The 22,872-nt window shown below is 41.1% G+C and carries 25 protein-coding genes and 1 pseudogene; 9 read left to right on the top strand and 17 right to left on the bottom strand.

The genetic code is table 11. From position 1 onward, the window contains the following. Nucleotide 1 precedes the first annotated feature (1 nt). Both ICN38_RS09450 and ICN38_RS09455 read left to right on the top strand, forming a co-directional pair. Nucleotides 2-388: a dihydroneopterin aldolase gene (locus ICN38_RS09450; RefSeq protein ID WP_216256810.1), complete on the top strand. Its 387-nt coding sequence runs from the start codon at nucleotides 2-4 to the stop codon at nucleotides 386-388. A 73-nt stretch (nucleotides 389-461) separates the two neighbouring features. Further along, a complete protein-coding gene (locus tag ICN38_RS09455) occupies nucleotides 462-608 on the top strand; it encodes a hypothetical protein (protein ID WP_216256811.1) in 147 nt (48 codons plus the stop codon). Between the two features lie 33 nt (nucleotides 609-641). Here the strand turns inward: ICN38_RS09455 and ICN38_RS09460 are convergent, their stop codons facing one another. The 7 genes and pseudogenes from ICN38_RS09460 to ICN38_RS09490 all read right to left on the bottom strand — a co-directional run bounded on the left by ICN38_RS09460 (nucleotide 642) and on the right by ICN38_RS09490 (nucleotide 6,624). After that, nucleotides 642-833 (bottom strand): 4-oxalocrotonate tautomerase, encoded by a 192-nt coding sequence (locus ICN38_RS09460; protein WP_216256812.1) that lies wholly within the window; start codon nucleotides 831-833, stop codon nucleotides 642-644. Nucleotides 834-844: 11 nt separating this feature from the next. After that, nucleotides 845-1,533, bottom strand: a pseudogene (locus tag ICN38_RS09465) (class II aldolase/adducin family protein). 256 nt (nucleotides 1,534-1,789) lie between these two features. Then, nucleotides 1,790-2,419, bottom strand: a complete 630-nt coding sequence (locus tag ICN38_RS09470; RefSeq protein ID WP_216256813.1) for a hypothetical protein — start codon at nucleotides 2,417-2,419, stop codon at nucleotides 1,790-1,792. A gap of 22 nt (nucleotides 2,420-2,441) precedes the next feature. Beyond that, nucleotides 2,442-2,717: a hypothetical protein gene (locus ICN38_RS09475; protein WP_216256814.1), complete on the bottom strand. Its 276-nt coding sequence runs from the start codon at nucleotides 2,715-2,717 to the stop codon at nucleotides 2,442-2,444. Nucleotides 2,718-2,874: 157 nt separating this feature from the next. Further along, complete coding sequence (locus tag ICN38_RS09480) at nucleotides 2,875-3,936, bottom strand: glycerophosphodiester phosphodiesterase family protein (protein WP_255562787.1); 1,062 nt, start codon at nucleotides 3,934-3,936, stop codon at nucleotides 2,875-2,877. A gap of 148 nt (nucleotides 3,937-4,084) precedes the next feature. Next, nucleotides 4,085-5,386, bottom strand: coding sequence for a lysophospholipid transporter LplT (gene lplT, locus ICN38_RS09485; protein WP_216256816.1), 1,302 nt, complete (start codon nucleotides 5,384-5,386; stop codon nucleotides 4,085-4,087). Beyond that, a complete protein-coding gene (locus ICN38_RS09490; RefSeq protein ID WP_216256817.1) occupies nucleotides 5,383-6,624 on the bottom strand; it encodes a glycosyltransferase family 1 protein in 1,242 nt (413 codons plus the stop codon). The genes lplT and ICN38_RS09490 overlap by 4 nt, the downstream gene beginning before the upstream one ends. 145 nt (nucleotides 6,625-6,769) lie before the next feature. Between ICN38_RS09490 and ICN38_RS09495 the strand changes: the two genes are divergently transcribed. Next, nucleotides 6,770-7,414: a hypothetical protein gene (locus ICN38_RS09495; protein WP_216256818.1), complete on the top strand. Its 645-nt coding sequence runs from the start codon at nucleotides 6,770-6,772 to the stop codon at nucleotides 7,412-7,414. On the opposite strand, the gene ICN38_RS09500 is transcribed toward ICN38_RS09495, so the two are convergent. After that, on the bottom strand, nucleotides 7,409-9,085 hold the full coding sequence (locus ICN38_RS09500) for an aminotransferase class III-fold pyridoxal phosphate-dependent enzyme (protein ID WP_216256819.1): 1,677 nt from the start codon (nucleotides 9,083-9,085) through the stop codon (nucleotides 7,409-7,411). The two genes, ICN38_RS09495 and ICN38_RS09500, sit on opposite strands and share 6 nt — an antisense overlap. 60 nt (nucleotides 9,086-9,145) lie before the next feature. On the opposite strand from ICN38_RS09500, the gene asd reads away from it, so the two are divergent. Continuing rightward, nucleotides 9,146-10,030, top strand: a complete 885-nt coding sequence (asd, locus tag ICN38_RS09505) for an archaetidylserine decarboxylase (RefSeq protein ID WP_216256820.1) — start codon at nucleotides 9,146-9,148, stop codon at nucleotides 10,028-10,030. Between the two features lie 3 nt (nucleotides 10,031-10,033). Here the strand turns inward: asd and ICN38_RS09510 are convergent, their stop codons facing one another. Next, entirely contained in the window at nucleotides 10,034-10,642 is a 609-nt protein-coding gene (locus tag ICN38_RS09510; RefSeq protein ID WP_216256821.1) for an SRPBCC family protein, read from the bottom strand. Beyond that, the gene (locus tag ICN38_RS09515; protein ID WP_216256822.1) at nucleotides 10,639-10,881 is read right to left on the bottom strand and encodes a hypothetical protein; all 243 of its coding nucleotides are present in this window, start codon (nucleotides 10,879-10,881) and stop codon (nucleotides 10,639-10,641) included. The genes ICN38_RS09510 and ICN38_RS09515 overlap by 4 nt, the downstream gene beginning before the upstream one ends. A 308-nt stretch (nucleotides 10,882-11,189) precedes the next feature. Here ICN38_RS09515 and ICN38_RS09520 point away from each other — a divergent pair, with 308 nt between their 5' ends. Continuing rightward, complete coding sequence (locus ICN38_RS09520; RefSeq protein WP_216256823.1) at nucleotides 11,190-11,369, top strand: hypothetical protein; 180 nt, start codon at nucleotides 11,190-11,192, stop codon at nucleotides 11,367-11,369. Nucleotides 11,370-11,457: 88 nt separating this feature from the next. Here ICN38_RS09520 and ICN38_RS09525 read toward each other — a convergent pair whose 3' ends face one another. The 3 genes from ICN38_RS09525 to ICN38_RS09535 form a co-directional block, all read right to left on the bottom strand. Next, on the bottom strand, nucleotides 11,458-12,285 hold the full coding sequence (locus tag ICN38_RS09525) for a hypothetical protein (protein WP_255562788.1): 828 nt from the start codon (nucleotides 12,283-12,285) through the stop codon (nucleotides 11,458-11,460). A gap of 67 nt (nucleotides 12,286-12,352) precedes the next feature. Next, nucleotides 12,353-13,660, bottom strand: coding sequence for a nitrate/sulfonate/bicarbonate ABC transporter ATP-binding protein (locus ICN38_RS09530; RefSeq protein ID WP_216256825.1), 1,308 nt, complete (start codon nucleotides 13,658-13,660; stop codon nucleotides 12,353-12,355). Nucleotides 13,661-13,682: 22 nt separating this feature from the next. Beyond that, nucleotides 13,683-15,434 carry an ABC transporter permease subunit gene (locus ICN38_RS09535; protein ID WP_216256826.1) on the bottom strand — a complete coding sequence of 584 codons (1,752 nt, stop codon included), beginning with the start codon at nucleotides 15,432-15,434 and terminating at the stop codon, nucleotides 13,683-13,685. A gap of 174 nt (nucleotides 15,435-15,608) precedes the next feature. Between ICN38_RS09535 and ICN38_RS09540 the strand changes: the two genes are divergently transcribed. Continuing rightward, the gene (locus tag ICN38_RS09540) at nucleotides 15,609-16,007 is read left to right on the top strand and encodes a hypothetical protein (RefSeq protein WP_216256827.1); all 399 of its coding nucleotides are present in this window, start codon (nucleotides 15,609-15,611) and stop codon (nucleotides 16,005-16,007) included. Here the strand turns inward: ICN38_RS09540 and ICN38_RS09545 are convergent. The 4 genes from ICN38_RS09545 to ICN38_RS09560 form a co-directional block, all read right to left on the bottom strand. Further along, a complete protein-coding gene (locus tag ICN38_RS09545; RefSeq protein ID WP_216256828.1) occupies nucleotides 16,004-16,537 on the bottom strand; it encodes a hypothetical protein in 534 nt (177 codons plus the stop codon). The genes ICN38_RS09540 and ICN38_RS09545 overlap by 4 nt on opposite strands. A 126-nt stretch (nucleotides 16,538-16,663) precedes the next feature. Next, nucleotides 16,664-16,999, bottom strand: a complete 336-nt coding sequence (locus ICN38_RS09550; protein WP_216256829.1) for a DUF3147 family protein — start codon at nucleotides 16,997-16,999, stop codon at nucleotides 16,664-16,666. Between the two features lie 4 nt (nucleotides 17,000-17,003). Beyond that, on the bottom strand, nucleotides 17,004-17,900 hold the full coding sequence (locus tag ICN38_RS09555) for a cation diffusion facilitator family transporter (protein WP_216256830.1): 897 nt from the start codon (nucleotides 17,898-17,900) through the stop codon (nucleotides 17,004-17,006). A gap of 261 nt (nucleotides 17,901-18,161) precedes the next feature. Next, nucleotides 18,162-19,130, bottom strand: coding sequence for a tripartite tricarboxylate transporter substrate binding protein (locus ICN38_RS09560; protein WP_216256831.1), 969 nt, complete (start codon nucleotides 19,128-19,130; stop codon nucleotides 18,162-18,164). A gap of 204 nt (nucleotides 19,131-19,334) precedes the next feature. Between ICN38_RS09560 and purB the strand changes: the two genes are divergently transcribed. From purB to ICN38_RS09575, 3 genes are read left to right on the top strand one after another with little or no spacing between them, the layout of a single operon-like run. Continuing rightward, nucleotides 19,335-20,678 carry an adenylosuccinate lyase gene (purB, locus tag ICN38_RS09565; RefSeq protein ID WP_216256832.1) on the top strand — a complete coding sequence of 448 codons (1,344 nt, stop codon included), beginning with the start codon at nucleotides 19,335-19,337 and terminating at the stop codon, nucleotides 20,676-20,678. Next, the gene (locus ICN38_RS09570; protein WP_216256833.1) at nucleotides 20,675-22,018 is read left to right on the top strand and encodes an MmgE/PrpD family protein; all 1,344 of its coding nucleotides are present in this window, start codon (nucleotides 20,675-20,677) and stop codon (nucleotides 22,016-22,018) included. Before purB ends, ICN38_RS09570 begins: the two co-directional genes overlap by 4 nt. 17 nt (nucleotides 22,019-22,035) lie before the next feature. Beyond that, on the top strand, nucleotides 22,036-22,653 hold the full coding sequence (locus ICN38_RS09575) for a cysteine dioxygenase (RefSeq protein ID WP_216256834.1): 618 nt from the start codon (nucleotides 22,036-22,038) through the stop codon (nucleotides 22,651-22,653). The last annotated feature ends 219 nt before the right edge of the window (nucleotides 22,654-22,872 follow it).

Raw genomic sequence — 22,872 nt, forward strand, 5'->3', positions numbered from 1 at the left:
AATGTCTTTAGCATCTATTGAATTAAGAGACCTCAAACTCCAAACTGAAATTGGTACCTATGGACCGGGCACTATCATTCCGAAGCAACACCTTTTGGATTTAACACTTTGGATAGATGCAAAGCTGGTTCTTATTTCACAAGATGTGATGGAGAATGTTTTTGATTATGACCCTCTGATCATCGAGATTGACAGGCTTGCTGGAGATTGTCATTACGAAACACAGGAGAGACTCATCACCCGCATTATTGAAGCATGTGCAAGATATTCTGAGATCAAGGCAATGGATATTGGTCTTCGAAAATTACCTGTGCGCGCAGAATCGGGCTCTCTTGGTGTGAGGGTCTCGGTAGATTCACTCACCCTGAATAACTTTAGACCCCATTAATATCGCCGAACTTAAAGTGATAACGATAGAACATCATTCGAAAATCCATGAATTTAAGACGCTGGATGAAGCCATGGAATGGGCCAAACAGCTCGGTGAGTTTGTGACGATTAAAATGAATGACTTAGAGATTGCCGGTAAGTTCGGGGTTGACGGTATTACTAGCGGTAAATTTCCAAATGGCGAACCTTATACCTGGAAAAAACGCAGAAGACATTAGAAAACTGCTCTTCAAGCCAAGCTTGCTGCCAGGTCAAGGAGATTCATCACTCCATAACTTACCTGCCGTAGCCCAGTCAGACTTCTTAACATCCTGATAAATGACGTCAACAGATCCTGCAGAACATCCCATAATTTTGACCGCTGCCTCTGTAATGGCTTTAGCGTATTCACGCTTAACATCATCGCTACGACCTTCAAACAGCTGAATTTGAATTAATGGCATATGTAATCTCCTCAATCTTTCTTTAATAAACCTAGGTAGGCTGGCCATTCAAGCTGACCTTCCGTATCCCCATCACTACATAACTGCTCATAGCTTAACTGACAGATTTCGGGGTCGGGAATAATGAAGCCCTCTTTTGCACCAGCTAATAACTGTATCCTGCAAGCTTTATCCAATACATCCATTAAATAAAACGCCTGCTGAATGCTAGACCCGCAAATAATGCCGCCATGATTTTGTAGTAGCAAAACTTTTTTACCACCTAAGCTGGCAAGCATTTGCGCTTTCTCATCGGCAGACAATGCCAAGCCTTGATAAGGATGACTTGCGAGATCACCATAGAAGCGTAATGCGTGTTGCGATATCGGCAGTAAGCCCCATTTTTGCGCAGATACAGCAATGACAGAATCAATATGTAAATGCATTACACAAGATGCGTCGGGTCTTGCCATATGTACTGCCCCATGAATTGCAAAACCAGATTTATTCACTGGCCCTTCGCCTGAGAGAATTTCACCTTGGAGATTTACTTTTACAAGATTTTCCGGAGCTACTTCATCAAAGCGTAATCCAAATTGATGATCAAATAGGCGCCAGCTTCATCTGGTACGGAAGCTGAAATATGGGTATAGATCCCATCATCCCAACCTTTCAGTGCGGCAAGTTGATAAGCAAACGCCAAATTGATACGGACCCGCATTTCAGCATTAGATATTGTCAAAATTTTCCCAATGAGCGGTTGATAGTATGTCGCCAAGTTTCCATTTGGCTAGTTTTTTGGTCATGGAAATATTCTAAACGCACCAGCATTCCGTGGCCTAAAGGATTTTTGGAGTAAGCATCTAACACTTCGTTGCTCCAAAGTAATTTGGAACGATTTGTAAGTGTTACTTAAAGTAACGCTCCTTTAGTCGATGACAGCTAACGACCCAAAGCTGCCATTACAGATAACTACACTAAGTAGGTTTCTTTGGGCTTCGTGGCGTTGTTTTGGGCGAAGCCTTCTTTGCTGGTGCTTTTTTCGCCACTTTCTGATTCACAGGCACTTTTTTAAGGGCTGGTTTTTTACTGGCTACTTTCTTCGCTTTAGAAGCCTCTTTCTTGGCGGTCTTTTTTAAATCTTTCGCGGCATCAGCAGCAGCTTCATTAATCAGTTTGCGACCTTCTTTAAAAGCCCTGATACCAGCATCAGCAACATTGTGAGCCACTTGCCCTAATTGCTCAGCGCCTTGGGGTATTTTCTTTTTAGCATTCTTGTACCAAGCAGTTAATACTGAGCGAGCTTCTTTTAAATGTTTATCTACGGACTTGCCTTCCATTTGATCGAGAATGGTTTTCACCTTTGCTTGATAGACTTCCATGCGTTTAGATGCCTCAGCAGTAACAGCGCCATGCAAAGCTTTTAATTGAGCCATATCTTGGTGAGCCGCTGTTTGGGCATAACTAATTGCATAAGCCATACTGCCTTTTAGTTCATCGGCATGATATTCACTTAGCTGTTTAGCGGTAGCAAATAACTGGTTTGAAAGGGCTAAGAGTTCTTTACTTTTTTCTTGCTGAACTATTTTTTTATCTTTAGATTTCATAATTTGCTCCTAAATATGCATTTTATAGATTACGGGTGTTTAGTACAGTTTTTAATTTCTTGGGATCGTGATTGCCATATACACACCAGCATTTAATTTCTTCAAATACGTTATTAAGATCTATAGAAGATAGTTTTTGGATATCCTCTAGACTCAGATGACCACGGTCTTTCAATTTTGTAATGGCCTCTGAATAAGAAGATTTACGCAAATCGTGTGCCAATGTCAATGCGGACTTGGGAATCTGATTTGAAGCAATCAAGGTTCTTGATGCCTTTAATACGGAGGGAATAATCATTTTTTACCTCTTCTGGGAGTAATTACCCTATTCCCCATCAACAGATTTTGTTTGATATAGATCAATAACCCCCCGCCTTTGTGACGAATTTATGACTATTTAGCACCTTTGGAATTGCCATTGAAATACCTTAATAGAGGCTTATTCATTTAAGCACTCACTCAAGTCCCATACAGTTAGCATAGTAAGTAACAGTTGCAGGCCAGTCTGAAAATACACCTTTAACGCCAACTTGCTTAGCTAGTACGTCTAAAACCTCATAAATTTGGCTGTCGGAGTAAATAGCTGATTTTATTGATTGGTGATACCAACCTCCCCCCTTATTCATAGGGCCATCACGTTCCAATGACCATGTGATGATATTCAATCCCGCATCTTTTGCTGCCCTTGCATAAGCCGATGGAATAATTTCTCCAATGCTATTAGTTGTCAATAAGACCCATATCGGAGGTGCGATGTAACGTACCCCTTTTGCATAGAGCTCTTGCATAGTTGGCTTTAACAATTCAGGCTGAGCAGCCTTAAATCCTTTCTGCTCATATCGGCCATCCAAATAAATCGCCTGCTTTCCAAACTCGGGTTCATTTTGGATCCAGTAAATCACATCATTCAAATTAAATGACTGCGGAAAAACATCTTTAGGAGATATGCCAGCCTGCTTATAGTCATTAATGAGCGCTTGTGCATATTGCTCCTGGGTAAAACCTAAATAAGGCATGGGTACAACCGCCTCTTTTAGTTCCGGAATAAATTTACCGCCAAATTGCTTAAATAAGGCAATCGATTCTTTATGTGTCAATAGAGTACCGCCTGCTTCAGAATACAATTCAGTCCTCCAAGAGGGCGTACCAGCCATGTATGACTGAATATCCTTGGCGTTTTTATTAAAACCATCCATCTTGCCCCGGAGGATTTTAAATTCCTCTAAAGTGATATCCGTTGTACGACACTCTGCTACTGCGGGCGCTGCGCCATTCGCTGGAATAAATGGCTTGGTGCACTTTTCTTGTAAATTTGTAAGTAATATATTCGTTGTGCCCTGCAAATCATTTTGCGCATGACGACAAACTAATTGTTTATCTTTAGTAAATGTGACATCGCATTCAAAAATACCGGCTCCCATCAATGCTGCAGCTTTATTTGACTGCACTGTATGCTCAGGAAATTCTAAGGGTGCTCCACGATGGGCTATGGAAAATAAAGATCGACGAGGGGTCATCCCAGAACAACTACTTAGCTTACTTTTTAAAGGCCCCTCTTTCATGGCATCGATAAGATAATATGGTCTTACGCCATACTGTATTTCCTGGGCAAATCCCGACATACTGGTGATAAGCAAAATCGTTACAAGTAAAGGGGGAAATTTTTTAAGAAATCGCATTTAGGCTGCTATTTTTAGACCCAAAATGATGATACATAATCAATAGCATAGCGATAAAGACCGTTATACCAAAGCCTATGATGATGACTGGCAAACCCAGGTTTAGCCATAAAAGAATAGAGTAGACGAGGAGCATGAATAAAACGGCTAGGTTTTCACTAAAACCTTGAACAGCAATAGATTGGCCGGTTGACATTAATGCATATCCCCGATGTTGTAACAATGCATTCATTGGAACCACAAAATAACCTGATAGCCAGCCCAATAACATTAATAAACAATAGGCAGGTAAATCATTCAGAGTGAATTGAATTGAAGCTATTTTAAAAAGAACGATGGGCGATAGAAGTTCATCGTTATACATACCCATTAAACAGACTACGAAGCCCATCAGCGCTCCATAGGGCAATACACTAGTGGAGTCCTTCAAAGAAACTTTACAGGCTGCATAAACAGCCCCTGCAGCGACCCCTACAGCCGAAACAGCCTGCAAAGCCGCGCTTTCTGCAAGATCCATATGAAGGGCATATTCAGCCCATTTCAGCATAATAAATTGCAAGGTTGCTCCAGCACCCCAAAATAGCGTAGTTACAGCCAATGAAAGTCTTCCTAGCGGATCTCGCCATAAGTTCACAAAGCAAGTTGAAAAATCTCTCACCAAATTGCCGCAATGAAAGTGTAATTTTTGGTAGCGAAATCCTATCTTTAGGAGCGGCATATTCAGGACAGCAGCCATCAGATAAATAATCGAAATCAACAATATAGCTAACACTATTGGGGCTGATATACCCCCTCCAATGAAGTCTGTGGTGAACTGTTGAAAGAAATGATGTAGAAAATCGCTAATCAAAAAGCCGCCTAATAAAGTTCCAAAAATAATTGAAGCAATAATGAGGCCCTCCATCCAGCCATTTGCCGCCACTAATTTATCCGATGGCAATAATTCCGTCAAAATGCCATATTTTGCAGGCGCATACAGGGCTGCACCTATGCCAACGATTCCATAACCTAATAATGGATGTATACCAAAAAGCATCAGGCCACAACCACTTGCTTTGAGTAGATTAGAAATCAACATTACTTGGCCCTTAGGCCTAGAGTCTGCAAAAGCACCCACGAATGGGGCGAAAAGTACATAAGGAATTACAAAAGAAATCTTGAGTAAGGGAGATACCCAATCAGGTTCTTGCATTGCCAGCAATAGTGCAATGGATACTATTAATAACGCATTGTCTGCTAGCGATGATAAAAATTGTGAAAATGCAATCGTATAGAAAATACGATTCATTGCTTAATAAAAATTTCTCTTAAGACTGGCGATGAAGCTAGTTTATCTTTTGAATAGGAATTGAGTATTAAATCGTCATAATTATTTTCTAATTTTTTAGTCACTTGATCCCATGAAATTTCTAGGGTTGTTTGCCTTGCCTGGACCCTCAAATTTTCTAAATCAACATCATCTTTAATAAGTGCAAGGCCTGCTGCAATGAACGAGTTAGCCTCATTTGGGCTTGCTAAAAATCCATTGGTACCATGATCTATAAATTGCCGAGCTGCTGCGTAGTCATATGCTAAAACGGCTAACCCACTAGCCATCGCTTCAATCGTTACATTGCCAAATGTTTCACTCAGGCTAGAAAATAAAAAGATATCGCCACTAGCATAATGGCTCGCCAGTGCTTCACCTCTTTGCACTCCAGTAAAGATGCTATTAGGACAACTTAACTTTAAAGACCCTTTTTCAGGCCCATCGCCAACCCATACCATTTTCAGATTTGGATTTTCTTGCAACATTGCTTTAAATGTTTCTACAGTGACTTGTAGATTTTTCTCAGAAGCAAGTCTACCGACACATAAGACCACTTTTTCATGGGCCTTAATACCCCAATGATTTCGCAATTCTTGACAACGCTTTGATGGATTAAATAATTCAGTATCTACTCCTCTAGCCAATACTTTGAGCCTCTCAAATCCAATACTCAGTAGCTGATTTTTGAGTTCCTGAGTTGGCACCATTGTGAAGTTGCAATTGTTATGAAAATAACGAAGGTACCTTTGAATGGGGTTTTTTAGGAAGCTCATTCCATAATGTGTTGAATAGGCATCAAAATTTGTGCGGAAATCAGAACAAATAGGAATATTTAATTTTTTGGCTGCCTCGAGAGCTGACCAGCCTAGGGGGCCTTCAGTAACAATATGGACAAGACTGGGTCTATCAGTTGACCATTTTTGTAAGAGCATATTTTTTTGGGGGAGGCCCATTCTTAATGAGCTATAGCCTGGTATAGGCACTCCTAAAGTCAGTATTTCTTTAAAACCGGGTTCATTTTTCGGCTTATCTTTTCGACCCTGACGTGGCCGGATGAGAGTGATGTCATGCCCTAGCTCCGCTAAACCCTTTATAAATCGAGCGATCGTGCTAGCCACCCCATTGACTTCCGGGGGATAGGTTTCCGTAACAATGGCAAGCTTAACCGAAGTGCTCAGTTGTATATCATCGCTTTTTCCCACGGTATTTGAAGTCATTAACACTGAGTATTTCTGAAGAACATAACAGTTTTATGACAACACAATTTTTTTCTTTTACTTAAAACTGTCATAAAAAAAATGTAAATATTGGGTACTTTCATATTTATGTAATGAAACCAATTTTTGTAAAGAGGAATCTAAATTGATCCATTTTCTTGAAACTGTTAAAAAACAACGCTGGGATGATCATCGCTACTATCACCATAGCCGAATTAATCAATCGCTTCACTTTGTTAGCGCCTTGAGTTTCTTAACTGCCTATTTTTTACTTTTTACTGATCCTATAGCTGCTTCACTACTGGCCTGGTTAGTTGCTATGACTACCCGTCAAAGTGGTCATTTCTTTTTTGAGCCAAAAGGATATGATGAGGTCAATAAAGCTTCACATGAATACAAAGAAGAAATTAAGGTTGGATATAACCTCAATAGAAAAATTGTTCTTTTAGCAATTTGGGCTGCAATTCCTGCGCTGGTTTATTTAAACCCAGTATTCTTGCAAAAATTTATTGCTTTTAATACCTTTACCAATACCGAAGGGTTTATTCGACAAACTGGTCTGTTATGGCTGTGGCTTGGTGTTGGCGGCGTGCTCTTTCGTACCTTTCATCTCTTTTTCATTCATGACGTTGAGGCTGCATTAGCCTGGATGACAAAAATTCTCACAGACCCATTTCACGACGCAAAAATTTATGCCACTGCACCCTTGTATTTGTTGCGTGGACAGCTAATCGACCCGATGGAGCACCTTGAGCTCAATGAAGAAAATTTGAGCTCAGTGAACTCATAGTGCAGATGAGGGTTGAAAGCTTTTATTTCTGCCAAACAGCATTTCTTTGATGATTTGACGTTTGATCGCTTTGTTACTTAGGCCGTTACCATTCCACCACCAAGCATCCTGCTTCATGGACTGGGCTGCAGTAATGAAGCGATCTAGAACTGCTAGCATGTCTGAATCGCTGTAGTTTAGGCTGAAGATAAATCTTCCTGTACCAATCCAGCTCAAGGCTAGACCTTGCTCCTTAAGGTAGTACTGAAACATCCAGTTATAGCGACTTGGCTCAGTGAAGTAAATAGTCCAAATACTAGACATATTCGCGACTCTGACTGGTAAGTCTAATGAAATCAATTTTTCATTAAAGCGATTGGCACGCTGATTCCAAACTTCGTCCAAATCCACATACATTTTCTGGATTACTGGAGTTTCTAGTTGTTCTAAAAATACTTGCATCGCCCCCATGACATAGGGATGCGAGTTAAACGTCCCCCTTGCAAAACAGATGTCAGCTGGCTTATCTTCCCTAAACCGCTTCATTAAATGACTTTTTCCACACACTACACCAATTGGCAAGCCACCCCCTAAGGTTTTACCGTAAGTCACCATATCAGCGCGTACCCCAAAGTATTCTTGAGCACCGCCCTGAGCCAAACGAAAGCCTACAAATACTTCATCGAAAATGAGAACAATTCCATTTTCAGTACAGACTTCCTTTAACTCTTTAAGCCATTTGGTGTAAGCATCACGGTCATAATGTGCTTTTCGCGAACTATCCAATAGAGAGGAGTCACCAGGCGCACCTTTATTCGGATGCATAGCTTGCAGTGGATTGACCAATACGCAGGCAATATTTTTTCGGTTACGAAGAACACGTAAGGTATCTTGATCCATCTCCTTCAGTGTGTAAGTTTCCCTAGGGGGAAGTGGATTGCCTATACCGGGCTGAACATCCTCCCACCAACCGTGATAAGCACCGTTAAACCGCACTACATGGCTTCGCTTGGTGTGGTAGCGAGCCAAGCGCACCGCTTGCATAACAGCCTCTGTACCTGACATATGAAAGGATATTTCATCTAGACCCGAAATGGCTGTCAAACGCTTTACATTATCCGCAACAATTGGGTTATAAAACCCTAAAACAGGCCCCAACTCAGAAACACGTTTAGCCCCATCTTCAATGGTCTTTTTATAAAAGTCATATCCGAGAACATTGACACCATATGACCCAGTTAAGTCATAAAAGATATTGCCATCCAAATCAGTCAAAGTAACTCCAGATGAGGACTGCATGAAGCTACCGGATTTCAAATGCTCACTTACAAAATGGCTAAATTGAAAGGGTACTCGATACCTACCTGTAAATTGCAGATCTGATATATCTTTGGCTGCTTGATTTGTCAGGGCAACCGATTTAGCAAAACGCTCCCGATAGATATGCGATAAGCGCATAAAACCAGCTTCTCTTAAAGAGGCGATACTGTCTGGCGCACCATCGACTTTAAAAAAGGACTCTTGATTAAAGGAGTAAAAAGGAATTAAACGGGCCACCCTCTTTGCCATGCGTGAGTGGCCAGCTAAAGAGGGATGCTTGGCCTTGGATAGCTGTAGTCTTGTATAGGTCTTTTTTAAAATCCATACTCCAAATGCTGCACCGAATATACTCAATACGATCGAACTATCCATAGATGCTCCAATTATTCATTCTTGACACTTTTACTTCATTTATTTGACACAATTATGTCAATGAAAAAAACCATTCAAAACATACTGTCTCAGGAAGATCTCAATTTTCTTCTGACCAATCGTATTCCCCGCAATACCCTTACTCGCTTTATTGGCTGGTTTAGTCAAATTGAAAACCCAGTGGTCGCTTTTATCTCTATCCAGATTTGGAAATTTTTTTCAGCACTTGACTTATCGGAAGCAAAAAATCAAAGCTTTAAAAGTATGCATGCATGCTTCACCCGTGAACTAAAGCCAAACGCAAGGCCAATCAATCCAGACTTAAACTATCTAGTAAGCCCGTGTGATGGGCTTATTGGCGCATTCGGAAAAGTGATCAATGGTGAAATTTTTCAAGCCAAAGGCTTTCCTTACCTCATAGAAGACTTGATACCCAATAAGAGCTTAGCCAAGAGTTATGAGGGATGTGAATATGTAACCCTACGACTCACATCAAGCATGTACCATCGATTTCATGCTCCAACAGGAATGCAGATCAGAAAAATCACTTATATCTCTGGCGATACCTGGAATGTGAACCCAATTGCACTAAAGCGAGTTGAACGACTCTTTTGCAAGAATGAAAGAGCCGTCATTGAATGCGAAATAGATCACCCAAATAAAGAAATGGGAAGCAGCACCCTAACCCTAGTACCAGTCGCTGCGATTCTAGTGGCTAGCATTCGTTTGCACTGCATCAGCCCATTACTCCACCTACAGTACCAAGGTCCTAATGAGATTGACTGTAATGCTGAAGTCAAACGTGGTGAAGAGTTAGGCTGGTTTCAGCACGGCTCCACTATTATTGTTTTTGCTCCCAAAAATTATCGATTAGTTTCAAGTTTAAATTTGGGTGATAATATTCGTATGGGTGAAGTATTATTTGAATACTCTACACAACCATAAGAGCTATCTGCAGGCCAAACTAAGAGAATCTCGATTGCGCTCCATGCCCTCAGCCATCATCTCGAAACTGCGCCGAATATTATTTCTCATAAAATATTCTATAACTCCGCTTGGAATAATAGAATCTGGTTCGATAATGCTTGCATATCGCACCGTTACACCCTTTTCATTGGGTTGTAGTCGCCATGTTCCAGAATAGGCTTTGCTATCGCCTTTAGTCTGAATAAAATTTATCCCCTGATTTGGCAGCTCCGTAAACTCAACTTCAGACCGAATTTGAACGGGGAATAATAAAATTCGCTCCTCAATCAGTCTTTCCACAGTCACTCTATTGCCATTCCTTCTGCGCACTTTGGACTCAACTATTCCTGGAATGGTTTTGACATCTTCATAATCAGTCAAAAAGGTATATGCCTCACACTGGCTAACTGGAGCTATGTAGCTAGCTTGCACCTTAAAACCTGCCGCTGATTTTTCTACAAATACCTGCAAATCATAAGGAGCTAACTCTGTGATTGCAAAACAAGATTGTCCACTCATTAACAAGCATAAAAGAAGCGCTCGCTTCATGATAGAGCAACTCGGCTTGAAAAATGAATAAGCAGTGCTCAATATTCTTCCTCAATATTGAGATCTAGGAATATAAGAGACTCTGCATCAGCCAGCTCTGCGAACTCTACAGCATTCATCTGATCCTCAAATGAAAGTTGTGCAAAACGTTCTGCCACTTCAAAGTTTTTTTCTCTGTAGTTATCTAAGGCTAATAATTGATTCCATGCCGCTTTTTGATAATACTCAGCCGACTTTCTTCTTAAACTAATAACCGTGTCATTTTGGTTTTGATCCAGCATTTTTATCCCCATCAATTCATAATTGAACTTGATCGAGATACTCTACTTTTCTTATGACATTTCTATGAATTTTTTTGATCATTCTTGTCATAATGGAGAACCATATATCAAGCTTAAATATGACAATTTTGTCATTTACTAATTAATAAAAAATATTTCAATTAATGGTAGATATGTCATATTCATTCATGAAAAATGAAATCTACTTATGGGAGATGAAGAACAATTCCACTCCTTTCCGGTTGCTATCAGTTTGTTCTAACAGCCCATAGGTAACCAAACATTCACTCAATTTAGGGAGATTGATGATGACTACCTTTACAAGCGAAGATCGGGAAAAAGTTGAAAAAGAGCCAATACCTTTTTATGGGTATTGCTATTTAACAAACCCGTCCACGGAGGATAAAAATCCATCTGTAGATACAAGACTAAAAAGATTCAAAGTGGAATATAGAGTTGATGATAGTAGCGAAGATTCGGAAGAATAACGATCAAAAAAATACTACCCGGATTTCAAGAGCTTACAGCGCCTGTCTATCGCTAAGTGATGGTGTTTATCTTAGCCATTGTCTGCAGCTAATCAAATCGCCAGGTAATTCCAGCATCTAAACGCGTTGAATTAGCTCCATTGCCAACCAATACTAGTCCGGTATTTTGCGCACTACGCATCATTGATATCCCAAAATCAACACTTTCAGATAAGCTAATGATTGCTGCAACCATGCCATACATTGTTGACTGTTGTTCAGTTGCAGGTGGATTGGTTTGTACACCAAAATCGAGAGCAAGACGAAATCCATCCATAACATTCCATACCGGGGCAATCGAAGCAGAGTAAAGATTTAATCTTAAAGGGCCTGCACTGCCACCATTTAAATAATTTACGTTATAGGGGCTACGCATATAACCTACATTGATATGAGCCTCCAACGATTCATTTAAATAATAAGAGGAAATGAATGTTGCGCCGTAATTGAATGCCGCTTGTCCAAAACCAACTACTTGTTGCTGCTTTGAAACTGGAAATTGCAAGATGGGTTTTATTGCGAAGTTCCAGCTATCGCCCTCTTCACCCCAAAAACGCCATTTTGCATTAAGTACGTAATTGCTATACGGGGAGTAATCACTTGCACGTGGGGTGGCGTTATATTGCGTTCCAATGGCAATCTCAACATTCTCAGTGATGCCTCGAGTGTAAGTAAAAGGAAATGATTTGGTAGAACCTGGCCCCAGAAATTCTTCGCCGGGGCTCGAGAGGTCCTGACCTGGTCCTGTAGGCTGATTAACCTTATTTATCGAATAAAAATACATTTCAATCTGATTACCGCCCTTTTTAACCGTTCCTGCATCATCAGTATTTAATGGTTCAAATGCCTGAGCTCTACTTATTAAAAAAAGAGTCATCAAAGCAAAAATTAAATTTATTAAATGAGACATGACTTGTTTATCGCTAAAAAGTTCACACTTTGAATTAAGTTCTCACAGGACTTTCAGAGTGCAAAAATACTTTGCGCGCCTTAAAGTCTAGATCGATTAAATCGCCGTAAGTGGACCACTCTAAAATAAGATCTAGCGTCTTCTTCACTTCTCGCTTATCTAAAGACAGGCCTAAAGATTTAGTAAGCACATCAAACGAGACTCTTTTAGAGGGGGTATTCTTAAGCTCTTGATAGAGATCACTGATAAATGGAATCGTTTGCAAAGCCTGCTGACCCAGCATTCGCTTTCTTAATTCGCTGTCGCCATTTCCGAAAATTTCTCCCAATTCAGTCGCAATCAAGTCACCGTCTTTCACCATTGCAAACTCCAGCAACACTAGATCCTCTACAGCATTAATGAACGCGTTATCATCCATTTCCGCCGCTTCAGCAATCTTGGGTAAATCAGCACGCCCCAAGAATTCTGGATCAATTAAACGCTCCATTAATCCTTCAATTGATGCAACAGTGGCACGTGGGTATGGGCTGCGCTCAGTAGCCAAGCCATAATCCAACTGACCATCTGCTAAACGTCTTTGCGGGGTTACCATTTCGGTATAGATACAGTCTACTAAATGATGTATCTCTGAAGTTTTGGGCTCTCGTGGACGCTCTAGCTCAATCGGCAATTCAAAGCGAACGCGTCCAGGGTTTGAGGAAAAGATTAAAGCCCTATCAGCCATCATGACCGCTTCTTCAATATTATGAGAAACAACCAAAAGTGACTTTGTTGGCAAATCTCCTGATTGCCATAACTCCAAGATATCGTCACGCAAATGTTCGCCCGTCATCACATCAAGAGCGGAAAATGCCTCATCCATCAATAGGACCTCGGGCTCTAAGACAATAGCCCTAGCAATGCCTACCCGTTGTCGCATGCCGCCAGATAACTCTTTTGGCAGCGCTCCCTCAAAACCCTCCAAACCAATCAATTCAATGGCTTGCTTGGCTTTTTTGGCACGTACATCAGGGGCAATTCCACGAGCCTCAAGACCAAGCTCAACATTTTGCTGAACCGACAGCCAAGGGAATAATGCGAAGGACTGAAATACCATGCTAATCCCATTGACCGGTCCGTAAATCGGTTTACTCGCATATTCGACCTCTCCAGAGTCTGCCGAAATTAGGCCAGCCATAATGCGCAACAGAGTTGATTTTCCAGAACCAGATTGGCCCAATAGCGCCACAATTTCACCCTCATTCAGAGTGAAATCAACATTCTCCAAAATCAGCCTATCTGAGCCATCAGCCGACTTGAAGGATTTATTTACAGAGCGTAATTTAAGTAAGGGGGTAGACATTCGTAAAAACTTTCATAACCAGTTAAAAGTTCAAGCCCTTTTCAGAGAGCAAATAAAGACGGCGCCAAATAAAGCGATTAAAACCAATGACAAAAATACACATCACGCCAATGCCTAAGGCGATTCGTGGAAAATCGCCAGCCGTAGTCATCTCAGCAATATAGGCGCCCAATCCTTCGGCCTTTAGAGTGGTATCGCCCCAAGTAACATATTCAGAAACAATGCTGGCATTCCAAGACCCTCCTGTGGCAGTGAGCGCACCAGTTACCAGACTTGGGAAAATCGCTGGTAGATAGTAACGACGCCATTTAGTCCATGCTTTAAGACCTAAATTATCAGCTGCATAGCGCAGCTCAACTGGAATAGTCGAGGCACCCGCGATCACGTTGAACAAGATATACCATTGCGTACCAAAAATAATGAGTGGCGAGAGCCAGATATTAGGATCTAACTTGAAGTGCAAAATACCTACAACGGCAATTGGAAATAGCAAGTTTGCTGGAAAGGCTGCCAAGAATTGCGCTACCGCTTGAGAGTGCTCTGCAATACGAGGGTTCAGTCCAATCCAGATTCCAATTGGAACCCAAATAACAATAGCGATTGCAATCAAGACAACCACACGTATTAAGGTCAGTACTCCTAAATATAAAATGTGCAAGACCTCAGTTAACCCTACCTCGGTATGAATGTACTTGATCAAATAGATTACTGCCAAGCATGCTGCGATCATTACCAAGATATCCCAACCACGAGCAAAGTGATGTGCGGGAATTAGATTTTTCGCAGGGACGGCAGTGCCGTCTGTGCGCTTTCTAAAGAAACGAAAGCTGCCTTCAAATAATTTTATTGCTCCTAAGCCCAATTGCTGCAGCCATAGGGTGCGGCGCCAAAAATTCAGAGCCCAAGACTTTGGGGCCACCTCACCATCACCTTCTTCAAAGCGAAATTTATCCGCCCAAGCAACTAGTGGCCTAAAGAAAAGTTGATCATAAAGCGTGATACCAATCAGCATCGTCACAATTGCCAGTCCAATGGCACTTAAATCACGTTCATCAATAGCTAAGGCAATATAAGATCCAATACCCGGTAATTTAATATCTTGATTGGCTACTGTAATTGCCTCAGAGGCCACCAAAAAGAACCAGCCACCGGACATCGACATCATCATGTTCCATAACATTCCCGGCATCGATACAGGAATATCGAGTCTCCAGAAACGCTGCCAAGGAGACAGCTTAAAGATTCGAGAAGCCTCTTCCAATTCCGCAGGAATTGTTTTAAAACTTTGATAAGCGCTAAACGCCATGTTCCAGGCTTGCGCAGTAAAAATAGCGAAAATTGCCGCACACTCAACCCCCAATAAGCTTCCTGGAAATAGGGCAATAAAGCCGGTGACAGTAATAGAAAGAAACCCCAATACTGGAATTGACTGCAAAATATCCAGAATTGGCACTAAGACCTTTTCTGCCGCCTTAGAGCGAGACGCAAGAAGTGCAAAGCCAAAAGCAAACACTACTGAAAATGCAAGCGCAATAAACATGCGCAAAATAGTGCGTAACAAGTAATAGGGTAAATTAGCCGCATCTAAGGATAGCTCGATAGGCGTACCCACCAAAAATGGCTTGGCCATCTCTTCCGCACCAAAGCCTAATACCAACAGAATCAGCAAAATAATCGGTAAAAGCACCAGATCCCAGATACCTGAGGGGGCTATTGCAAGATTTTCGGTATTCGGACGGCTAGAAGGTGAATTTTTAATAGGATCAATCGACATGAATAAGACGATAAATACCAAAGATTACTGATATGTGACGCTTTTGTGCCGCAGCCCTCTATCTGGGCCTCTAACTTGTATTTTTGCTTAGTCACGCAAATTTCGTTCTAGAGTGTTATGGTGAAAAAATAAGCAAAATTTGTCAAACCTAAGCCATCCCCGAGGAATTTTTCCATGCAAAACAACTCTTTATACGAATTACCCATGAAAACTATCTCGACAGAAATCATTCAGTTATGCAAGCCGGGATTTGATATGGTCAAGATGAATGAACTCATCGAAACTCTATTCACAAATGCTCGGGCTAGTGCTCAAGAACTTACCTCAAACTTAGATAAAAGTGCTTTACAGATCGTTGCAGATAAGCTCGTAGTAAACCAACTTCTAAATCAGCTCTACTTTCTTGATACCTCAGAAGTTCAAATAGCCTGCCTAAATCAAATTTCGCTACAAAATACAAATCTTCGTGACGCTTTTAAATTTGTTCAAGCTCAAAATAACTACATTCCAGTAGATGCCCGTAGCGAAGAAGACGAAAAAAATCAACGCTTTTTAAATGCTATTCTGGTCTAAGTCCGAGCAAAGCGCACATGCATAGTAGCTAAACGACGATAAAGGTTTAGTTGCTCACGCACTAATAAACCGTCGTAACCTAAACGCTCTATGGGAACCCATAAAGAGACCCAACCCATAATTACAAAAGCCTCACAAATAACGTTACTAAAGTAACTATCAGGCCAGATTTGCAAACTATAGTATTTAATCGTCAGTAGAATAATCATTATGGCAATACCAGCACCCAGCCATTTGAGCATTCGATTACGATTACGATTGTGTTGGCGCTCAATTAATTCCGCCTCATATTCAAAATAATTATCTACCGCTTGTTCGACATCTGACTCGGTAGCTAAACTGGGTTCATCGCTTGCCACATGTAATATCAAAATAATTGGAATTTGTGGCGGAGCATCACTAGCCCACTGCAAAATATGATGCACCGCTCGAGGATCAAGATCTCTGCGTCTAAACGGATTTGGATCCAACTCACTGAAAAGTGAATCCAGAGTGTGAATATTCACATCAATGTTGTAAGTTTTTTCCATAGTATTGTTGATTAGGGTTGGTATCCTAGGGTTTACTTGCTACCCCGATCCAATGATGTGTTGAATAATCTAAAAATCAAGACCATGAATCAACTCAGGAAAAGGATGATATCTATGCTTCTCATACTACGTCCTTAACAATAGATATTGCGTAATAGCAAATAATGCAGCTGTTAGAACACAGCACAGAAATAAGGACAAATAGAAGTTATATTCATTTCTCATTAGCCAGCTTAGCAATAGGAACATAGGTAAGGTTGGAATCACATACCAGAATGTTTCGTAACTGATGTCAGCAATTTTGCCCTTATCTTTGGATTCAAAATAGATCCAGATGAAAGCTGTAACTGAGACGATAGGCAAAGCCAGCAGAAATGCAGCTAGGACAGAACTACGCTTACTAATTTCACCGACAGCCACAATCACCAGAGCGGTAATTAGAGTTTTAACTAGGATTAACATATTTCTAAACAGGGTCAATATGGGTCATCACATTGAGGACTGGTAATTTTTTCTTAATTTGATTACCGGCCCTAAGAGCAATGTCGTGTCCAACCTTAACGGAAGCATTTGCATCTACATCAATATGCACATCAACCAAAATCATGTCGCCCATCTTGCGAGTCCTGAGATCATGAAAACCTTTAACACCATCTGTTGATTGAATAATCTCCTCAATTTGACGATGTTCTTCTTCTGATACCGCCCTATCCATCAAGTCATGAAGCGCATCCCAGCCAAACTTCCAACCCATTTTTGCTACCATCAAGCCAACTACAAGAGCGCCAATAGCATCAAAGATTGGGTGCCCCAATAAGGCACCAACAATACCAATGGAAACCACCAATGAAGAAGCTGCATCTGATCTTGCATGCCAAGCATTGGCTACCAGCATTGAGGAGCGAACCCGTTTAGCTACTGCCAACATATATCTAAACAATATTTCCTTAGCGACTAAAGAAGCTAACGCAACATACAAAGCTAGGATTTGAATTTGTCCGGCTGGCACTGGATCAATAATCTTTTCTGCAGCTTTGAAGAGCATGCCAGCACCAACAGCTAATAAGGAGATTCCTAGAAATAAAGAGGCAGCTGTTTCATATCGTTGATGGCCGTACTGGTGATCTTCATCTGCATCTTTGGCGCTATAGTGATTGGCAAAGAGCACTACAAAGTCAGCAACTAAGTCTGTCGCCGAATGAATACCATCAGCAATCAGGCCCTGCGATCCAGACACAATACCTGCGAACACTTGAGAAACTGTTAAGCCAATATTTACAGCGACACTAACTAATGTGCTCTTCTTCGCGGCCGCTTGCTTGGCAGGCGTTTGCGATTCGTGATCTTCTATTTCTTTATCCATAAACCCATACTATCAAATCCATAAGACACTCATTAGCGCCAACTTGCTGAGTCTTTTTTTGACTGGTAATCTCTTCAAGGACCTCTTCAATCATGGCTGACCCATATATTTATTATGGTTGCAGCCCAAAATGAGTGGGGATGGCTTACACACTTGGTTGCAGAAAAAGAAAAAAGACTTAGGAATTTCTCCCTAAGTCGTTGATTTCATTGGTGAGCCTACTAGGGCTTGAACCTGTGATTTGAAAGCCTATTAAGCGATTTACTCTGCTGAGATTTTCGCTTTTGCAATAATTTTTTGACTGGTAAGGTATGTTCCCTTAATGAGGTCATCAGTCTCAGCTGTTGTCATGATTGATGGCGAGACACCTAAATCATTTATTGCCTTTATCACATCAGGCTCTTTCAATATTTCATTAAAAGCCTGTCTAAGAATATTCACAACATCTGGCGGGGTTTTTGAGGGGGCCACGACTACAAATGAACCAGAAAAATTCCATTGTGGATAGAATTTTTTCAATGGAGGAATTCCAGGTAAATCAGGTGCCTCTGCAGTTCCTAAAAAAGCTAATGCTCTTAACTTTCCAGACTTAACAAATGTATTAGCAAGCGGATCGCATACTAGATCAACAGTTCCGCCCATAGTATCGGTTAAAGCTTGAGAAGATCCCTTGTAAGGAACATGTCGTATATCAATATCCGATAAGAGCTTAATATATTCCATTGTTATGTGACCTGGACTTCCGTTCCCAGAGGAGCCATAGGTTAACTTACCAGGATTTTTTTTTGCATATTCAATCAAACCTGCAAAAGAAGTAATTGGCAAATTGGGATTCACAGCAATTACAGATCTTGATCCACCTATGTGCGCAATAGAGACAAAGTCTTTAAAAGGATCGAAATTTGCCTTTACTAATTGTGGGGCGGTGGCAAGATTAGTGACAGAGGCATTTAGTAGTGTATAGCCATCAGGCTTCGAATTAGCAACATACGCAGCCCCAATTGTGCCGCCAGCACCAGCGCGATTCTCAACAACAACAGATTGCCCCAGTTTGACGCCCAATTGTTTAGACATGAGTCTTGCTAGTCCATCATTAGTGCCGCCAGCAAGGTAAGGAGATACATTAATAATTGTCTTATCAGGATAAGCCGCTTTCGAATGCTGGGTCAGCAATAGAATTGGTGATAAAACTAAGAAAATTTTGATTCCAGATCTAATGAATTTATTCATAGCCATTCTTTATGAAATGTGAAAAATTTCATCTTCTATACTAGTGAAAGATTTAAGTATTTCATACCAATAAATCGTCATATCTATATATTGCAGTGCGATATATAGAAAACAGCACCCCCACGCGCTTCCAATTGAAAATAATAATTGCTTTATCCTAGCTGAATTGAAAAATACATCAAAAATCATTAACGGAGATGGTCCATGAGCGCATATGTAATAGATAGTCAGTTATTCAAAGATCAATTCAGCACTCTCGAAACTAGACAAATATTTGACGATAAACAAACGGTTCAACGCTGGCTTGATGTAGAAGCAGCTCTGGCAAAAGTTCAGGCTAAATTAGGAATCATCCCGCAAAAGGCTGCAGATGAGATATGCGCTAAGTGCCAAGTTGAGTTAATTGATCTGGATGAGCTTAAGAGAGAAATGGATCGCACTAGTCACCCGATTGTTCCCCTACTTCGTGCAATGAAGAACGTGTGCTCAGGAGATGCTGGTGAATATATTCATTGGGGAGCAACGACACAAGACATTATTGATACCGGCACCATTCTACAAATCAAAGATTCTCTAGATATTACTGAAAAGCGTTATCAAGCACTTCTCATAAATCTTAAAAAATTGGCAGCTGAGCATCGCAATTTAGTCACTGTAGCGCGAAGCCATGGTCAACAAGCATTGCCTATTACTTTTGGATTTAAAGTCGCTGTATGGATTGAAGAAATACGTCGTAATCTTGATCGTTTTAATGAAATGCGCGGACGATTATTGGTCGGTCAGTTTTCAGGCGCTGTTGGAACACTGTCTGCATTGGGAGATAAAGGGATTGAGGTTCAAGAAGCCTTATTTAAGGAGCTAGGATTAGGATGCCCAGTAATCCATTGGCATGTTTCTCGTGACAGCAATGCGGAGCTCGCAGCAGTATTGGGGATCTGCACTAGCACCATTGGAAAAATTGCCCATGAAATCTACAGCCTGCAAAAAACAGAAACTGCGGAACTAGAAGAACCATTTGCCCCTGGAAAAGTAGGCAGTAGCACGATGCCACACAAACGCAATCCCCCTGCATGCGAGACTATAGTGGCACTTTCTCGTGTTGTCAGAAGTATTGTCCCTCTAGCAATGGAAGCCATGATGGCCGAGCATGAGCGCGATAAGATTGCGCTCCAAACAGAACGTGAATATATTTCTAGGCTGTGCTGCATGGCTGATGCTGCTGCCGCAAAAATCGTCTACGTTACAAGCGCCTTATCAGTGCGCGAAGAAAATATGGAAAAAAATCTATATATTCAACGTGGTCTTTTGATGTCTGAAGCAGTGATGATGCAATTGAGCGATGAACTTGGAAGACAGGAAGCTCATGAAATTGTCTACACCATTTGTATGGATGTTTTTGAAAATGGTGGCGAATTCAAAGATGGTCTATTGGCAAACCCCATTATTGCGGCTAGATTTGATGAGACTACGATTGACAAGATGCTAGATCCAAATGTATATCTTGGTATGGCAGGCCAGTTTGTTGATCGTGTCCTTGCTAGAAAGTGACAGAAATTAATTTTACAAACGCCCTTGCAAGCCATTGCCTAGCGATCGGGAATGGGGCAATAGCGCCTGAAATCTATAGGATTGCTTCCCATAGTCTGTTGGATTGGATCGCTGTTGGAAGATATGCTTGGAAAGAGCCTGCACTACAAATCCCATTAGATTGCTGTATAGAGGAAGGTGGCAACCCGCAGGCAACCTTATTGAGTGGTCACAAAGCAAGCTGCTCTCAGGCAGCACTTCTGAATGGTATTGCGTCTCATATCTTCGATTTTGATGATGTGCATCTTCGCTCGCGGGTTCATCCTTCTGTTCCACTATGGTCAGCGATACTGGCTGAAGGGGAGCTGATGAATGCGCCCATTGAACAGCTGCTACGTGCTTTCATTGTCGGAGTAGAAATGCAAAGTCGACTTGCATTTGTAATTGGGGAAGATCATTACAAATTAGGTTGGCACAACACAGCAACACTTGGTGCTTTTGGAGCTAGTGCTGCAGTTGCCTATTTAAAGGAAATGACTGCCTCAGAGCTGGCTACAGTATTAGGGATCTGCGGTACACAGGCTGCGGGCCTCAGAATTGCATTTGGGACGATGTGTAAACCATTGCATGCAGGAAAAGCTGCTCTCACTGGCCTAAATTCTGCCAAATATGCCGCAAAGGGATTCAATGGGCCAAAAAATATTTTTGATACCCCTGGGGGTATTTTCGCCTTATACGCCAATCACTCTTTCCCTGAAAATGTATTTGATAAACCAGAGCATCTCTGCATAAAAGATATCATTTATAAGTACAACGCATCTTGCTATGGGACTCAAGCGCCCATAGAGGCATGCAAAATCCTAATGGAAACAGCTTTATATAACCCTAGTGCTATTAATAGCGTAGATGTCACCATTGAGACACAATACTTATCTGTTTGCTGCATACCGAAACCATCAACCGCAACTGAAGCAAAATTTAGCATTAAATATATGTGTGCACTAACTTTATTGGGATACAGCACTACTGCCTCATCTAGCTTCGAAGCAGATCTGCTCTCTAATGCCAAAATCAATAAACTGATGACAAAGATCAATATCTTAAGTAATACGTCATTGCCAAGAGCAAATGCTGTTGTCAAAATCACGAATAGAGATGGCAACAGCTTCTCCAACACCTATAATGCAAATAGTCCTGAATCAGATTTGGACCATCAAGAGTTCAAAATAAGATCAAAAGCACTGAGCTTATTATGTGAAAGTATGTCATCTGTGAATGCCAATAAACTCATTGATGCGGTCCTGATCAACAAAGATTTAAAAACTGCGCAACTAATGTCGTTCATTCCCATCATCCATTAATTAACGAGAAAACTAAAATGAATAACATTTTCGACGTCAACGCACCTCTTCGTGAGTTTGTAGTATCCATGACTAAATTAGTTGAAAAAACTAATGATGAGGCAATGCTTCTGAAGATTGGTTCAGAGCACCTCGCGAAATTGATTTCAAATGATGAATGGTTACATGATTTTTGTACAGTGCCACATCCAGAGTTTTATCAACAGTTTCTCTTGCACTCGGATCCACTTGAGCGATTCTCGGTTGTAAGCTTCGTTTGGGGGCCAGGTCAAAAAACGCCTATCCATGATCATTGCGTATGGGGACTTATTGGGATGCTTCGCGGCAAAGAAAATGGCCAGCGCTATAAATACGACGATCAGAATAATTTGATTCCTGACGGACCTCCTACAACACTTGAGGCCGGTGAGATTGAAGCAGTTAGCCCGTCAGTTGGTGATATTCATGTCGTTAGCAATGCGATACCTGACCAATGCTCGATCAGTATTCATGTGTATGGTGCAAATATTGGCGCCGTCAAAAGACATATCTACGATAAGGAAACAGGTGAGAAAAAACACTTTGTTTCAGGCTACTCATCCACCCGGATCCCGAATTTATGGGATAGATCTGTCCAGGTAAGATCATCACTGTAAAAGTTTAAAATTTATCTGCACATTAGTAAAGATAAGAACATGAATTAAAAATTTTAGCGCCATTAAAAAAATACCAACCCGAAGGTTGGTATTTTGTACGACTCGACACATAGTTAACACTTTATACCGGACACATACTTTACAGTTTTTGGCATAGGAGGGACCACTCTATGCCGTGGAATGAAAGTACGAAGATGGATGAAAAGCTACGTTTTGTGT

Origin of the sequence: Polynucleobacter sp. AP-Melu-500A-A1, from assembly GCF_018882125.1 — a bacterium.
Classification (GTDB): Bacteria; Pseudomonadota; Gammaproteobacteria; order Burkholderiales; family Burkholderiaceae; genus Polynucleobacter.

Coding starts and splice junctions, on each gene's coding strand:
- ICN38_RS09480 (WP_255562787.1), bottom strand. CDS start 3,936: ATGACCCCTCGTCGATCTTTATTTTCCATAGCCCATCGTGGAGCACCC.
- ICN38_RS09475 (WP_216256814.1), bottom strand. CDS start 2,717: ATGATTATTCCCTCCGTATTAAAGGCATCAAGAACCTTGATTGCTTCA.
- ICN38_RS09520 (WP_216256823.1), top strand. CDS start 11,190: ATGACTACCTTTACAAGCGAAGATCGGGAAAAAGTTGAAAAAGAGCCA.
- ICN38_RS09450 (WP_216256810.1), top strand. CDS start 2: ATGTCTTTAGCATCTATTGAATTAAGAGACCTCAAACTCCAAACTGAA.
- ICN38_RS09560 (WP_216256831.1), bottom strand. CDS start 19,130: ATGAATAAATTCATTAGATCTGGAATCAAAATTTTCTTAGTTTTATCA.
- lplT (WP_216256816.1), bottom strand. CDS start 5,386: ATGAATCGTATTTTCTATACGATTGCATTTTCACAATTTTTATCATCG.
- ICN38_RS09455 (WP_216256811.1), top strand. CDS start 462: ATGGAATGGGCCAAACAGCTCGGTGAGTTTGTGACGATTAAAATGAAT.
- ICN38_RS09500 (WP_216256819.1), bottom strand. CDS start 9,085: ATGGATAGTTCGATCGTATTGAGTATATTCGGTGCAGCATTTGGAGTA.
- ICN38_RS09490 (WP_216256817.1), bottom strand. CDS start 6,624: ATGACTTCAAATACCGTGGGAAAAAGCGATGATATACAACTGAGCACT.
- ICN38_RS09575 (WP_216256834.1), top strand. CDS start 22,036: ATGAATAACATTTTCGACGTCAACGCACCTCTTCGTGAGTTTGTAGTA.
- ICN38_RS09515 (WP_216256822.1), bottom strand. CDS start 10,881: ATGCTGGATCAAAACCAAAATGACACGGTTATTAGTTTAAGAAGAAAG.
- purB (WP_216256832.1), top strand. CDS start 19,335: ATGAGCGCATATGTAATAGATAGTCAGTTATTCAAAGATCAATTCAGC.
- ICN38_RS09535 (WP_216256826.1), bottom strand. CDS start 15,434: ATGTCGATTGATCCTATTAAAAATTCACCTTCTAGCCGTCCGAATACC.
- ICN38_RS09545 (WP_216256828.1), bottom strand. CDS start 16,537: ATGGAAAAAACTTACAACATTGATGTGAATATTCACACTCTGGATTCA.
- ICN38_RS09460 (WP_216256812.1), bottom strand. CDS start 833: ATGCCATTAATTCAAATTCAGCTGTTTGAAGGTCGTAGCGATGATGTT.
- asd (WP_216256820.1), top strand. CDS start 9,146: ATGAAAAAAACCATTCAAAACATACTGTCTCAGGAAGATCTCAATTTT.
- ICN38_RS09555 (WP_216256830.1), bottom strand. CDS start 17,900: ATGGATAAAGAAATAGAAGATCACGAATCGCAAACGCCTGCCAAGCAA.
- ICN38_RS09470 (WP_216256813.1), bottom strand. CDS start 2,419: ATGAAATCTAAAGATAAAAAAATAGTTCAGCAAGAAAAAAGTAAAGAA.
- ICN38_RS09540 (WP_216256827.1), top strand. CDS start 15,609: ATGCAAAACAACTCTTTATACGAATTACCCATGAAAACTATCTCGACA.
- ICN38_RS09550 (WP_216256829.1), bottom strand. CDS start 16,999: ATGTTAATCCTAGTTAAAACTCTAATTACCGCTCTGGTGATTGTGGCT.
- ICN38_RS09530 (WP_216256825.1), bottom strand. CDS start 13,660: ATGTCTACCCCCTTACTTAAATTACGCTCTGTAAATAAATCCTTCAAG.
- ICN38_RS09525 (WP_255562788.1), bottom strand. CDS start 12,285: ATGACTCTTTTTTTAATAAGTAGAGCTCAGGCATTTGAACCATTAAAT.